The sequence below is a fragment of the Deltaproteobacteria bacterium genome (assembly GCA_013151235.1).
Classification (GTDB): domain Bacteria; phylum CG2-30-53-67; class CG2-30-53-67; order CG2-30-53-67; family CG2-30-53-67; genus JAADIO01.
Map to the genome: position 1 here is coordinate 1 of JAADIO010000047.1, position 13,929 is coordinate 13,929.

Annotated in this window: 15 protein-coding genes and 1 riboswitch; of the genes, 12 read left to right on the top strand and 3 right to left on the bottom strand. The window is 56.6% G+C overall.

Annotation, left to right across the window (positions count from 1 at the left end; genetic code table 11):
- Positions 1 to 458: 458 nt before the first annotated feature.
- Complete coding sequence (locus tag GXP58_08945) at positions 459 to 932, bottom strand: Hsp20/alpha crystallin family protein (protein ID NOY53731.1); 474 nt, start codon at positions 930 to 932, stop codon at positions 459 to 461.
- A gap of 292 nt (positions 933 to 1,224) precedes the next feature.
- On the opposite strand from GXP58_08945, the gene GXP58_08950 reads away from it, so the two are divergent.
- The 5 genes from GXP58_08950 (at position 1,225) to GXP58_08970 (ending at position 5,978) form a co-directional block, all read left to right on the top strand.
- A complete protein-coding gene (locus tag GXP58_08950; GenBank protein ID NOY53732.1) occupies positions 1,225 to 1,959 on the top strand; it encodes a DUF4388 domain-containing protein in 735 nt (244 codons plus the stop codon).
- Between the two features lie 108 nt (positions 1,960 to 2,067).
- Positions 2,068 to 2,901, top strand: coding sequence for a hypothetical protein (locus tag GXP58_08955; protein ID NOY53733.1), 834 nt, complete (start codon positions 2,068 to 2,070; stop codon positions 2,899 to 2,901).
- A gap of 33 nt (positions 2,902 to 2,934) precedes the next feature.
- Positions 2,935 to 5,553 (top strand): DNA mismatch repair protein MutS, encoded by a 2,619-nt coding sequence (gene mutS / locus GXP58_08960; GenBank protein NOY53734.1) that lies wholly within the window; start codon positions 2,935 to 2,937, stop codon positions 5,551 to 5,553.
- Positions 5,554 to 5,566: 13 nt separating this feature from the next.
- Positions 5,567 to 5,797: a hypothetical protein gene (locus GXP58_08965; GenBank protein NOY53735.1), complete on the top strand. Its 231-nt coding sequence runs from the start codon at positions 5,567 to 5,569 to the stop codon at positions 5,795 to 5,797.
- Positions 5,790 to 5,978: a CooT family nickel-binding protein gene (locus tag GXP58_08970; protein NOY53736.1), complete on the top strand. Its 189-nt coding sequence runs from the start codon at positions 5,790 to 5,792 to the stop codon at positions 5,976 to 5,978. Before GXP58_08965 ends, GXP58_08970 begins: the two co-directional genes overlap by 8 nt.
- A 308-nt stretch (positions 5,979 to 6,286) precedes the next feature.
- Here GXP58_08970 and GXP58_08975 read toward each other — a convergent pair whose 3' ends face one another.
- Complete coding sequence (locus GXP58_08975) at positions 6,287 to 6,433, bottom strand: hypothetical protein (GenBank protein NOY53737.1); 147 nt, start codon at positions 6,431 to 6,433, stop codon at positions 6,287 to 6,289.
- A 23-nt stretch (positions 6,434 to 6,456) separates the two neighbouring features.
- Positions 6,457 to 6,906, bottom strand: a complete 450-nt coding sequence (locus tag GXP58_08980; GenBank protein ID NOY53738.1) for a hypothetical protein — start codon at positions 6,904 to 6,906, stop codon at positions 6,457 to 6,459.
- 144 nt (positions 6,907 to 7,050) lie between these two features.
- Positions 7,051 to 7,253, top strand: a riboswitch (cobalamin riboswitch).
- Positions 7,254 to 7,392: 139 nt separating this feature from the next.
- On the opposite strand from GXP58_08980, the gene cobU reads away from it, so the two are divergent.
- The 7 genes from cobU (at position 7,393) to thiC (ending at position 13,716) form a co-directional block, all read left to right on the top strand.
- Positions 7,393 to 7,950 (top strand): bifunctional adenosylcobinamide kinase/adenosylcobinamide-phosphate guanylyltransferase, encoded by a 558-nt coding sequence (gene cobU, locus GXP58_08985; GenBank protein NOY53739.1) that lies wholly within the window; start codon positions 7,393 to 7,395, stop codon positions 7,948 to 7,950.
- A 59-nt stretch (positions 7,951 to 8,009) separates the two neighbouring features.
- Positions 8,010 to 9,092, top strand: a complete 1,083-nt coding sequence (gene cobT / locus GXP58_08990) for a nicotinate-nucleotide--dimethylbenzimidazole phosphoribosyltransferase (GenBank protein ID NOY53740.1) — start codon at positions 8,010 to 8,012, stop codon at positions 9,090 to 9,092.
- Positions 9,089 to 9,841, top strand: coding sequence for an adenosylcobinamide-GDP ribazoletransferase (cobS, locus tag GXP58_08995; protein NOY53741.1), 753 nt, complete (start codon positions 9,089 to 9,091; stop codon positions 9,839 to 9,841). The genes cobT and cobS overlap by 4 nt, the downstream gene beginning before the upstream one ends.
- Entirely contained in the window at positions 9,838 to 10,458 is a 621-nt protein-coding gene (locus tag GXP58_09000) for a histidine phosphatase family protein (protein NOY53742.1), read from the top strand. Before cobS ends, GXP58_09000 begins: the two co-directional genes overlap by 4 nt.
- A 153-nt stretch (positions 10,459 to 10,611) precedes the next feature.
- Positions 10,612 to 12,093: a cobyrinate a,c-diamide synthase gene (locus GXP58_09005; GenBank protein ID NOY53743.1), complete on the top strand. Its 1,482-nt coding sequence runs from the start codon at positions 10,612 to 10,614 to the stop codon at positions 12,091 to 12,093.
- A gap of 64 nt (positions 12,094 to 12,157) precedes the next feature.
- Entirely contained in the window at positions 12,158 to 12,397 is a 240-nt protein-coding gene (locus GXP58_09010; GenBank protein NOY53744.1) for a metal-binding protein, read from the top strand.
- An 11-nt stretch (positions 12,398 to 12,408) separates the two neighbouring features.
- Positions 12,409 to 13,716 (top strand): phosphomethylpyrimidine synthase ThiC, encoded by a 1,308-nt coding sequence (gene thiC, locus GXP58_09015; GenBank protein NOY53745.1) that lies wholly within the window; start codon positions 12,409 to 12,411, stop codon positions 13,714 to 13,716.
- The last annotated feature ends 213 nt before the right edge of the window (positions 13,717 to 13,929 follow it).

A 13,929-nucleotide genomic window follows, 5' to 3' on the forward strand; every position in this document is an offset into this window, starting at 1 on the left:
GGCCATGGTTCCCGTGGCGTCCTGCGTCAGGGTCTGGTCGATTTTGATCCCGATCTCCTCTCCAGGGGTAAGTCTTCCTGAAACAAGATGTCGTGAGAGGATTTTCCGGACGATGTTCTGGCCCATATGCACTCCTTTTGTTCATGAGACGATTTTGCAGGAAGTCGTCAACGGCCCGGCCCGGGATGGGAAAAGCCGGTTGCCCCGGGATCGCTTTATTGTGAATGCCGCCGGAAGCCGCATATCGTAAAGAAATCATGGGGACGTTTCAGTGTGATTGACTCCGAATAGCGGGGGATAATTCTCCTTTTCCGCGATCAATCATAAAAAGATTCTATCAGATCATGTTGCAAGAATCTATTATTTTTCCGGAAGGGTTTGCAGGGAAAGGGGCGGATAAGAACAAAAAAAGACAGGCAGTTTTTCTGCCTGTCTTTTTTTTCTTCAGGCGGTATATCTCAGGCCGCCTTGATCCCTTTTTTCGGGATTTCAATGGGGATCTTCTTTGCCTTTCCTTCTTCTTTTACCGGGGCGCTGATGACCAGCATCCCCTCTTCGAATTCGGCATGAAGATCGTCCGTGTCGACGCCTTCCGGAAGGGGGACGGACCGTTCAAACGCACCGTAACGGATCTCCCGGAGCATGTAGTCTTTCTCTTTTACATCCTTGTCTTCCCGGCTTTCTCCCTTCAGAATGAGTTGGTTGCCCATGATCGAGACGTCGATCTTCTCCGGATCCATGCCGGGGACATGAGCCTTCAGGTAGAAACGATCTTCCTGCGTGTACGTCTCCAGGAGGGGATAGCGGCTCCCTTCCTTCAGCAGACGACCGAATCCGCCGAAGTCTCCGAAGGCTCGCCGGAAAAGTTCATCCACATCATGGTGCAGTGTTGAAAGTTCCCTGAAAGGATCCCAGCGTGTCAGACCTTTCATTCGAATCACCTCCCTTGATAAACGGCTTTTGCAGCCTGCAAATAAGAGTGGTTTTGCCTTGAACCCGGGTTCCTCACTGCCTACATTATAATCCCGATTTTCCGACTGTCAAGGGCCCTGGTTATTTGTTAACATGATGAAAATAAAAGCTTATTTGCTTTACGGATATTGTTATACCGACCGGATTGCCCGGGTTTTCGAAAAGATCTTCGTTGTCAGTCTCCCCAAGTCGTAATATAATGAATCTTATATCCGCACCATTCATTCTTTGTTCGTTCAAAAGGGAACCTTCATGCAGATTTATTTTGAACAAGAGGGAGATCTTCGAAATACCTCCCTTGCCGTGATTCTGAAATCTCTCTGTGACCGGTCTGAAACGGGGATGCTCTCCCTCGATCGGGAGCTGATGAAGAAATCGATCTTTTTCAATTCCGGCAATATTGTTTTTGCGACCTCGAATTGGGAAAACGATCGTCTCGGCACCTTTCTCTTCCGGAACGGGATTCTTTCCTGTGAGGATTTCGAGAGGTCTTCCGAACTGATGACGCCGAACCGGCGTCATGGGGAGATCCTCGTGGAACTCGGGATCATCTCCCGCAGGAATCTGAACTGGGCCGTGAAGGAGCAGGTCAAGGAGATCATCATGAGCCTCTTCCTGTGGGATCGGGGGAGTTTTACCTTTATCTCTATGGGGCCTTTAAAAGATGAGCCGATCACGCTGAAAACCAGGACCCTCGATCTGATCCTCGAGGGGACAAGACGGATTCAGGACTGGCGTATTGTCCGGCGGGAGATCGGTCCCCTCGAAAACCTTTACCGTTGTTGTCCCGGTGCCGGGAAGATTCAGGAGAGCCTCTATCTGAAGCCGAAGGAAAAGAAAGTTCTGGAGACCCTCCGGGAGGCCAGGAGTATCCAGGAGATCTGCCGGGAACTTTCTTTTGGAGATTTTGAAATCTGCCGTATTCTCATGGGACTCCGGACCGTGGGAATTATTGAAAAAGCCGAACAGCCTGCGGAAGTCCTCTGATCCGTTCTATTCCCCTGCTCACCCCGACTCTGCCGTGAAAAAGATTTGTCAAAGGTACGTTGTTGTTGTATCGTATCAGGCCGGATACAACAATGGAAGGGTTTGGTCATGGCTCTCCTGGAGATGCAGGTTGATGAGATCTTTACTCTAAAAGAGGGGCTTCAGGCCATCCGCAATTCGCTGGAAAGGAGCAAGGCGGTTGAACTGATCAATCTTCCCCTCTTTCTGATCCGGGAGTGGATTCCCCTTCTCCAGGGGAAGAAGGTCACTCTTTATGACAACCGGATTGAAGGTCTGCCTGATGACATCCGGGCGCTGGGGAGTGAAATCTTCACTTCCGTCCGGATGAAGGGGACCTTTTACGGTCGGGTGGTGGAAAAGGGAGAGGTCTTCGTCAAGAACCGGATCTTCAACATCTGGTATGAGGGTGACCGGATACTCAATATCGGAAGTATCACTTACCGACGGTGTGTCCGTTGTATCCAGTCCATGCATCGGGAGATCCTCCTCACCGATGCGATGGATGTGTTGAATATCATGACCCTCTACGATCCGGAAGAAGGGGAGAAGGCCATCCTTGATGCGGTGCGGAAGTCCTCCCGGGTGCGGATGGTCAACCTGCCCAAACCGTTGGTTCGGAAGGTGGTGATCGAGATTGATTCCGATGATGTGAAGGTCATCTGCGCGGAGCGGAGCGATGAGGCCAGGAAGGTCGCGGATCAGCATCATGCCCGTGTTTCCGGCGGGCTTCTGAATGTCTATTCAAGGTTTAAAGGGAAGAAACTGCAGAGCGGAGGGATCGCACTGGATCATAATTTTTTCAGTGTAGACTATCTCGGAGACAAGATCTACGTGATCCTTGGAATTGTCTGGCCCAGGTGTCCTTCCTGCATGACCGACTTTTACGAACTCGGCTGGCGGGCGGCGGGGAAGATCAGGTAATCCTTCGTGCTTGCAGTGGAAAGAGGGGGTTGCATGTCCGGCATGACGCCCCTGATGCGGCAATATACTGAGATCAAATCCAGGTATAGGGATGCGATACTCTTCTTCCGCATGGGGGATTTTTATGAGATGTTCAACGAAGATGCCAGGAAGGCGTCCAGGGTCCTCCAGATTGCCCTGACCAAGCGGGGGAAATCAGAGGGGACGGATATCCCTCTCTGCGGTGTTCCTTTTCATGCCGGTGACGGCTATATCGCCAAGCTGGTCCGAAACGGTTTCAAGGTGGCTGTCTGCGAGCAGGTCGAGGATCCCAAAAAGGCCAAGGGGATCGTCAAGCGGGAAGTGGTCCGCGTCGTCACGCCCGGGACCGTCCTGGAAGAAGGGATGCTCGAAGAACGGGAGAATCATTTCCTGGCCTCCCTCGTTGCCGAGAACGGGGCGGTGGGCCTTGCCTTTCTCGACCTGACGACGGGCGAATTTCTGGTCTCGGAAAAGAAGGGAGAGGGGCTTGCGGAATTCCTGCTCGGACGATTCGGGACCTTCGAGCCGAAGGAATTGATCGTGCCCGAGGAACAGCAGGACTCCCCCCTCCTGCTGGAGGTCCGCCGGGATCTCCCCGGAGTACCGGTCCAGCCGATGGCGGGGTGGGCCTTTCAGAAGGCGGAAACCTACCGGAAATTGACCCGCTATTTTGAGACCACGACGCTCGAAGGCTTCGGATGTGACGATCTTCCGTTCGGTGTCGCTGCGGCCGGGGCGCTGCTGTACTATATCGAAGAGACCCAGAAGGGAGCGGTCTCCCATATCCAGGGGATCCGTGTTCTCCGGGACGGGAAGAGGATGTTCCTCGACTCGGCTACGATCCGAAACCTGGAACTGGTGCGGTGCAATCTCGATGGGGGCAGGAAAGGTTCCCTCCTTGCCGTGCTGGATCGGACCCGGACGGCCATGGGGGGACGGACCCTCCGGAAGTCTCTTTTGAGTCCGCACCTCGATCCCGATGAGATTCGCCGGCGCCAGGGAGCGGTTGCCGATTTGCATGACGATCCTGCGTTACTCGACGATCTGCGGGATCGGCTCGATTCCGTCCATGACATGGAACGGCTCACCGGCCGCATTACCCTCGGCGTGGCCAATGGGCGGGACATGCTGTCCCTGGCGGAATCGCTTGCCCCCCTGCCGGAGATCAAGGAACTGCTGAAGGATCTGCCGGCGCCCCTGCTGACGGAACTCCGGCAGGGGATCGATGAACTTCAGGATGTTCGGGAAGGGATTGAAGATGCCATTCATGAAGATCCTCCGCTGAATCTCCGGGAAGGGCGTTTGATTGCCGACGGCTATTCCGCGGAGCTGGATGAACTGAGGAGTATCGGCCGGGAAGGCAAAGGGTGGATCGCCAGGCTCGAAAACCGGGAACGGGAGCGGACGGGGATTTCAAACCTCAAGGTCAAGTTCAACAAGGTATTCGGGTACTACATCGAGGTGACGAAGGCCAATCTTGGGGATGTCCCGGACGACTATGTCCGCAAACAGACCCTGGTCAATGCCGAGCGGTTCATCACGCCGGAACTCAAGGAATATGAGGCCAAGGTGCTGGGCGCCCAGGAGCGGATCGTGGAACTGGAATATGATCTTTTCCGTGCCGTCAGGGAAGAGGTCGCGGCCGAACGGCGACGGATCCAGCAGACCGCATCGGTCCTGGCGGAGATCGACGCCCTGTCCTCCCTGGCGGAGGCGGCACGAGAGCACCGTTACGTGCGGCCGAAGATCTCCGGGGGAACGGCGCTGATGATCCGGGAAGGGCGTCATCCCGTTCTGGAGGTCCTTGATCCATCCGGGAGCTTTGTACCGAATGATGCCGATATGGACACCGAAGAGGATCGTCTTCTCATCATTACCGGCCCCAACATGGCGGGCAAATCGACCTACATGCGTCAGGTCGCCCTCATTGTTCTCATGGCCCAGATGGGAGGTTTTGTCCCGGCGGCGGCGGCGGAGATCGGTGTGGTGGACCGGATCTTCACACGGGTCGGTGCCTCCGATGCCCTGATCCGGGGGCAGAGTACCTTCATGGTGGAGATGAACGAGACGGCCAATATCCTCCATAACGCGACCTCAAGGAGTCTGATTATTCTCGATGAGATCGGCCGGGGGACGAGTACCTTCGATGGTGTCAGTATCGCCTGGGCCGTGGCGGAGTTCATTCACAACCGGATCCGCGCCCGCACCCTCTTTGCCACACACTACCATGAGTTGACGGAATTGGCGATGACCCTTGAAGGGGTGAAGAACTGTAATATCGCCGTGCGGGAGTGGAATGACGAGATTATCTTTTTGCGAAAGATCGTTGAAGGAGGCGCCGACAAGAGCTACGGTATCCAGGTGGCCCGCCTGGCCGGTCTTCCGCCCGAAGTGATTGAACGGTCAAAGGAGGTGCTGGAGAATCTGGAACGGAGCGAACTGGGCGAGGATGGCGAACCGGTGATTGCCCACCAGGAGTCAGGGGAACATGTACTTTTTCAGCCCGATCTTTTTGCCGGGCGTCCCCATCCCGTCCTGAAGGAATTGCAGCGCCTCGATGTTCAGAACATGACCCCGCTGGAGGCGTTGAATCGTCTCGCGGAACTCAAGAAAGATGTGAAAAACGGATAGAAGGGAGAACCGAATGACCGATGAGGAAAAAGGTTTGCTTGAAAAACTCGATCACCTGCTGCATCACTGGATGGAGCACAACGAATCCCACGGGGAAGGGTACAAGACGTGGATGAACCGAGCGGAGCAGTCAGGACGGGCCGATGTAGCCCGGGAGATCGGAAAGGCCCTGACCCTCTCCAGGGAGATGAACGCACACTTTAAAAAGGCGAGGAAGTTGTTGAAAGGAGATCATCATGTGTGATTCCAATGCCTACCTGCTGCACGGGGATCAAGAGGAACTGGTGATGGAAAGTCTCGATTTTCTCCGGCAGGAGGAGGACTCGGTGCTCTTGCGGGATATCTTTGGAGAAGAAAAGACCGTCCGGGGGAGGGTGAAAGAACTGCACCTATCCAGACAGCGGGTTGTCTTGGAGGAATCTTAATAAGGGAAGTGAGCGGAGCTGTTACAGAAAAACGGGAACTGCTCAGGTTGCTTCAATTTTCCCGCAGGACAAGGCGTGAGGAGCGCAAAACCGGAGGCGTATTTTGTATACGTTGAGGATTCGAGCACCGCAACAACGCAGTCATGCGGGAAAAGGGAAGTGAGCGGAGCTGTTCTAAGAAAAACGGGGCCTCCCACAAGAGGAGGGGGAGTGGAAGGCCCCTTTATACCCCGCTTGCCGCGGGATACGGCTGAGGAGGAGATGCCGCTCACCCGACGGTAGAGGACGGGATATAATTTGTAACCGGATTACTTGGACTCACCACCACAGCGGGGTTCCGGCTTTTCCGTGACGACCCAGCAGCCCCGGTCAGCGCCGCAACGGCACGGCTCCGGTAACTCCTCCGAATAGGGAACTTCGTTCGTACAATCCTCGCAGACGTAAACCCGGATCATCAGTTTTTCCTCCTCTTGTCGGGCTAAACTCCCACTGTTTCTCCGGCTTTTCTCCACCCTTCCTTGTGGAGTTTCCTGTGCCGATTGACACTCCACTCTTTCATGGATTGAATGTACCTCTTCATGTCCGTTTTTGCAAGTTCGGCCAACTGTTCTTTCTCTTCATTGGCCTGTTTCAGATCGTTGGGGGTAAACCCCTGCCAGGTGCAGTAGCCTTCATCAAAGATCCTCTCGGGGGTCAGTTGATCTCCCGTTAAGCCCATTTTTTCTCCATAGATTTCAGCGACCGTCATGTCATATTCAATAATCCACCCGTTGTCGGCAATCATCGTCGCCGCATTGAATTCCACGTTTTTGCTGCAGGCGGGACAATAGAGATTCGCGATGGTCTCAAAAGGGAGGATTGAATTCTGATGGTGAAAGCGGGCGCTTTCCTGATTGCAACTGCATTTCTTCTCGATGGCCATGCACATGATTTTTCCTTCCTTGTGATTGATTCAGACCCAAAACAATACAAGTAAGATATACTTTGTCTTGTATATACCAGTAGAGTTCTCCGATGTCAAGGGGAAATGATCGTTTTTTTTGTTGACACCCCCGGGTTCACGGTGCTAAATTAGCTCTACATTTTTTCAGGTGCCGTAAAGGCTGAAAAGGGAAGAGGGTGTGAATCCCTCGCGGACCCGCCGCTGTAATCGGGTATAAACCGTTGCTTGATGCCACTGTCCGAATGAAGGACGGGAAGGCGCAGCGGTCAACTTCGATAAGATATCGAAGGAACCTGAGAGCCAGAAGACCTGCCTGAAAAACCAGAATTTCACCGGACTTCGAGGAATAAGGGAGGTGAACCGATGTGCAATCTTGGACCCCGTTTTTCTCTTCGAAAATCGGGGTTTTTTTGTGCCCCCGTCTCCCTTCTCTGAAGGTTATCTTAAATAACGGAAAGAAGGTCTGCTGCGATGGGAAACTTCACATTCATAACCGGCGGGGCCCGGTCGGGAAAGAGCGATCTTGCGCTCAGGCTTGCAAACAAGGTTGAAGGGCGGCGGATCTTTGCGGCCACGGCCCGTGTCACTGATGCGGAGATGAAAGAACGAATTGAACGGCACCGGCGGGAACGGGGGGATTCATGGGAGACCCTCGAAGAACCGCTGGAACTCGTCGGGCTTGTCCGCTCTCTCGATCCTGCGGCAAGGCTCCTTCTCATCGACTGCATTACCGTCTGGATCGCCAACCTGATCATCGAAAGGAAGTGGGACGATGAACGGATCCTGCGGGAAGTGAACGAACTGGCCGGTGCGCTCAGGGCCTTCCCGGAGCGGGTGATCGCCGTCACCAACGAGGTCGGGTCGGGTATCGTGCCGGAGAGTCGCTTGGGGCGGAGATTTCGTGACCTCGCCGGGGCGGCCAACAGGATCCTTGCCTCAGCGGCGGGCAGGGTATACCTCGTCTCGATGGGGATCCCGCTGCAACTGAAAGGCGAAAAACCGGCCACGAATTTCACGAATAAAAGCTAAACGTTATAGAAAAGGCAAGAAGCTTTCACCGCAAAGGCGCGAAGGACGCAGAGAAGACCATGGATAACACATACACAAAGATCAAAACCACCCTCGCAGCCATCCAACCCTTCGATCCCGCTCTGGCGGAGAAGGTCCAGGCCCGCCTCGACGACCTGGCCATTCCTCCGGGTGCGCTGGGCCGGCTCCAGTCCCTCGGCAAGCAGGTGGCCCTGATCCGTAACACCCTTCGTCCCGAGATCCGCACGAAGAAGGTCTTCACCTTTGCCGGGGATCACGGCGTGGTCGCGGAAGGGGTCTCCGCCTTTCCGCAGGAGGTGACCCGGGAGATGGTGAAGAATTTCGTCCGGGGCGGCGCCGGGATCAACGTGCTGGCCCGCCATGTCGGTGCCGAGGTGATTGTCGTCGACATCGGCGTCAATGCCGATCCTGAGGAATTGAACGGCGTTGAGCATTGCAAGGTCGCACGGGGGACGAAAAATTTCACGAAGGGACCGGCCATGACCCGGGAAGAGGCGGAGGCATCACTGACCGCCGGGATCGGTCTCATCGAAAAATACGGCCGGGGTCTCGACCTCGTCGGCACGGGGGACATGGGGATCGGGAATACCACGCCGAGCAGCGCCATTGCCGCCGTCCTCTGCGGACGACCCGCGGCCGAGGTGACCGGGCGGGGGACGGGGATCGGAGCGGAGACCCTCCGGCACAAGGTGGAGGTGATCGAAAGAGGAATCGGGATCAACCGTCCCGATCCTTCGGACCCGGTCGGCGTCCTGGCGAAGGTCGGGGGATTTGAGATCGGCGGGATCGCAGGCCTGATCCTGGGAGCCGCGGCCCGGAGGATCCCCGTCGTCATCGACGGGTTGATCTCCACGGCGGGGGCCTTGGTCGCCCATGCCCTGCAACCGCGCGTCTCCGACTATATGATCGCAGGCCACCGTTCGGTGGAAATCGGGCACCAGGTAATGCTTGACCATATGGGGCTTTCTCCCCTTCTCGACCTTGATCTCCGTCTCGGCGAGGGGACCGGCGCCGCCCTTGCATTCCATATCGTCGAGGCGGGTGTCAAGGTGTTGACCGAAGTCCTGACCTTTACCGAGGCGGGGGTAACGGAAGGGAACGGTCCGAAGGTTACGGAATGAATCGAAATCTTTTTCAAAAATTCGCCACGGCCTGGCGCTTTCTGACGGTCATCCCGGTCGGGAAGGAGGGGGAGCGTACGTCCGGGGAGATGGCCGCTTCCATGACGCTCTTTCCCGGCGTAGGGTTCATGCTGGGCGGTATCCTCCTGACACTGCACCTTTTGCTCCGGCCGGTTTTCCCCGCGTCGCTCGAAGGGCTCATCCTGATCGCCGTGCTGGTGGTCATGACCGGCGCCCTGCACTTAGACGGATTCGCCGACGTCCTCGACGGATTCGCCGGCGGGCGGGACCGGGAGTCGGTCCTGGCCGTCATGCGGGACAGCCGGATCGGAGCGGTCGGAGTCGTGGGGCTGGTACTCCTGATCATGGTCAAGGTCTTTGCCCTGATCGAGAACCCGGAGATGGCGAAGGGGGCGGTCCTCTTCTGTCTCCCCGCCGCGGGACGGCTGGCCATGCTGCAGCAGGCGGCCTTCTCCTCCTATGCACGGAGAGAAGAAGGCACGGGGAAGGCCTTTGCCGATCATGCCGGAAAGAGGGAATTCCTGACGGGACTGATTGTCACCTCGGTTCCCACCCTCTTGCTCCTCGGCATGAAAGGATTGCTTCTCATCTTCATCGTTGTGCTGGCGACGGAATCGGGGCGGCGCTTCTTTGTGAAACGTCTCGGCGGTGTAACCGGTGACACGCAGGGTTTTGCCGGCGAAGTGGCCGAGGCCCTCTTTCTTCTTTGTGGAGCGGCGGTCCTTTGAAACCGGAACGGGAAAAGTCGACGAGGACCCGGGTCTATCTTGCCCGGCACGGCGAGGTGGAGAACCACGCATCCGGTGTCTATAACGGCCGTACCGACGTCGCGATCACGGACCGGGGACGGGCGCAGATGGCGGCAATCCGGGATCGTCTTCCCGGTGAGAGGCTCTCCGCCCTTTACTGCAGCGGGCTCCTGCGGACCCGGGAGGGGATGGAGATCATCGGGAAAGGATGGAATCTCCCTGGAAAGATCGTTCCGGAACTGCAGGAGCGGAGCTTTGGAGAATGGGAGGGGTTGACCTTCGAGGGGATCCGGGAACATTCTCCCCGGCTCTTCGCCGCATGGCGGGAGGACGTCAACGCCGTCCGGCCGCCAGGGGGGGAGAGTCTGCACGATCTCTCGGAACGGGTCCTTGCGGCCTATCTTCCGATCGTCGAACGGCACCGGGGGGAAGCGATCCTCATCGTGGCCCACGGCGGGGTAAACCGGGTGATCCTGGCGCATGCGCTGAAAATGGAGCTCCGCGGGATCTTCCGGATCGGCCAGGGGTTCGGCTGCCTGAACGTGATCGACTACTATGATGACGGGTTTGCCCAGGTTACCTTGATGAATGGGTGAGTCAAAATCGAAAGCATTTCACCGCAGAGACGCAAAGGACGCGGAGAAAGGCAGAAGAGGGAACACCAAAACCTGCCTCTCGCAGAGGACGCAGAGGACGCAGAGGGCGCAAAGAAAAGCAACGCATCCGTATCGAATGAAAGGATCCAATTGTTGAGAACCTTAATTATTGCCGGGACATCGAGCGGGGCGGGAAAGACGACCGTGGCGCTGGGGCTGATGACCGCCTTTGCAAAACGGGGTTTGACCGTGGCCCCTTTCAAGGCCGGTCCCGACTATATCGATCCCCTTTTCCACCGGCGGGTTTGCGGGCGGCCGAGCTACAACCTCGACGGCTGGATGATGGGTAAGGAGGCGGTCCTGAAAACCTTCGGGCGGGTGGCCGCGGGAGCGGATATCGCCGTGATCGAAGGGGTAATGGGACTCTTCGACGGATATGACGCGGCAGGGGATGCCGGATCCACGGCCGAGATCGCGAAGTGGCTCGGCGCCCCGGTGATCCTCGTTGTAAATGCGGGATCAATGGCGCGGAGCGCCGCCGCCCTTGTCAGGGGGTTTGAAACCTTCGATGAAGAACTCTCCGTGGCCGGCGTGATCTTTAATAATACCGGCGGCGTCCGGCACAAAGAGTGGCTTTTCGACGCGGTGTGTTTGAACTGCCGGGCCGAACCGATCGGCGCTCTCAAACGGGATGGCGGGTTGGCCCTTCCCGAGCGTCACCTCGGGCTGACCACGGACGCGGCGGAGGCGCTGACCGATGACTGGGTCGGTGCCCTGGCGGTCCGAATGGAGCGTGAAGTCGATCTCGACCGTCTTATGGAACTGGCGGGGGAGAGCGATTCACTTCCTGCGCCGAAAACTTTTGTAACAGAAAAACGTTCCGTCCGGCTCGGCATCGCCCGGGACAAGGCCTTCTGTTTCTACTATGAAGAGAACCTTGATCTTCTCCGGTCGATGGGAGCCGAACTCGTTCCCTTCAGCCCGATTGCCGATGGCCGGCTTCCCGAAGGGATCGACGGTCTCTACCTTGGCGGAGGCTACCCCGAGGCGCATGCCGGGGCATTGAGCGCAAACCTGTCGCTTTTGGCGGAGATACGCGGAGCAGCGGAAGCCGGGCTTCCGGTTTATGGCGAGTGCGGCGGGATGATCTACCTTTCCAGCGGTCTTTATGACACGGAAGGAAACCGTTATCCCATGGCCGGGGTCTTCCCTTTCTACGTGAAGATGCTCGAGCGAAGGGAGGCATTAGGCTATGTGACGGTGAGGATCAGGGAAGAGAACCTTCTCGGTTCCGTCGGAGCGGTTTTTCGGGGTCACGAGTTCCACTATTCCAGGACCGTGGATGTGCCGGACGATCTTAAGATGACGGTTAAAATAACCCGGCGGACAGGTGACAAGGAGATCTCCGAGGGATACCAGGTAAACAATGTTTATGGGAGTTATCTCCATCTTCACTTCGGGGCCTTCCCCCGGGTCGCGGAGCATATTGTCGGTGTCATGCGGAAATTCAAGGAGACAGGGTCAAAAACAATGAACCATGGGGAACACAGACCGTTACGGGGAGAACAAAATCAAAGATACAAAACATTTTACCATGAAGGGCAGGAAAAAAGAAAAGGCAAAAGCAAACCATAAATCGGAACACGGGGATCGACAGGGAACGCAAATAAAAGACCAACATGCGGAATCGAGAGCGGGAATGAACGAGAAATATTTCATCCACGAAAGCTGTCGTTTTTATCCCTGTCACGACTATGAAAATTTCCGTTCCTGCCTCTTCTGCTGGTGTCCGCTCTACCTCCTGGACTGCGGGGGAGATTATCGAATGACCCATGGCGTCAAGGATTGCTCCGGCTGTTTTCTTCCCCATGCGGAGGAGGGATACGACTATATTCTGCAACAGGTGAACCAACAAATTTACCACAAGAGCGGCTCATAAAGGAGGTCATCATGGCAACTCAAATTGAAAAGGCACGGGACGGGATCGTCACTCCGGAGATCGAGGCGGTGGCACAGGCGGAGGAAATCGAGACGTCGATAATCCTCCGGCGGGTGGCGGAGGGGAAGATCGTCATCCCCTGCAACACGAATCATACGCACAACGTGGTGGGAATCGGGAAAGGGCTTCGAACCAAGATCAACGCCAGCATCGGGACCTCCTCCGACATTGATGACGTAGAGTTGGAGGTCCGCAAGGCGAAGATTGCGGAGGAGACGGGCGCCGATACCTTGATGGAACTCTCGGCGGCTGGGGATTTCCGGAAGACCCGGAAGGCGGTGATCGATGCGGTCCGGCTTCCCGTCGGAACGGTTCCCCTCTACCAGGCCTTTGCGCAGGCCATGGACAAATACGGCGCTGCCGAGAAGATGCCCGCCGAGATGATCTTCGACGTCATCGAGGAACAGTGCGAAGACGGCGTCTCCTTCATGGCGATCCACTGTGGGATCAACCGCGTCACTCTGGAGCGGCTCCGGAAGCAGGGATACCGGTACGGCGGGATCGTTTCCAAGGGTGGGGCGCTCATGAATGCCTGGATGGTGAAAAACAACCGGGAGAACCCCCTCTATGAACATTTCGACCGGGTGGTGGAGATCATGAAGAAGTACGATGCCGTCCTTTCCCTCGGGAATGGTTACAGGGCGGGGGCGATCCACGACTCCTCCGACCGGGTCCAGATGCAGGAGCTGATCATCAACTGTGAACTGGCGGAGATCGGTCAGGAGATGGGCTGCCAGATGATGGTCGAAGGGCCGGGGCACATCCCCATCGATGAGATCGAGGCGAACGTGATCATCCAGAAACGGATGAGCAACGAGGCCCCCTTCTACGTCTTGGGCCCCCTGCCGACGGATGTGACGCCGGGGTACGATCACATCACCGCTGCGGTGGGGGCCTCCCTCTCCTCGGCTTACGGCGCAGACTTCATCTGCTACGTCACCCCCGCCGAACATCTGAGCCTCCCCATGCCGGAGGATGTCAGGGAAGGGGTGATGGCGGCAAAGGTCGCCGCCCACATCGGCGACATGGTCAAACTGAAAAAACGGGACCGGGACATGGCGATGGGAAAGGCCCGGCGGGATCTCGACTGGAAACGGCAGTTTGAACTTGCCATCACCGGCGACCGTCCCCGGCAGATCCGGGCCGAACGGCAGCCGGAGTGCGAGGAGTCCTGCACCATGTGCGGGAAGTTCTGCGCCAGCCATGTGGTGAATGAGTATTTCAAGGATGATCTGTTGCAGGGGAAAAAAGCTCAGTAGACCAGGCACAAAGGCACAAAGACAAAATCGGAAACCGGTCTCTCGCAAAGAACGCAGTGGGACGTGACTTCTCTTGTTCTTCATCTTTATAATCTTGATGAAGTCGTAAAAAGTCGTTTTCCGGATTCCGTTCATGGTTCGACAGGCTCACCACGAACGGTCCATTAAACTTGCCGAACCACACGAACGGAATATCAATCACTTACACCGTTC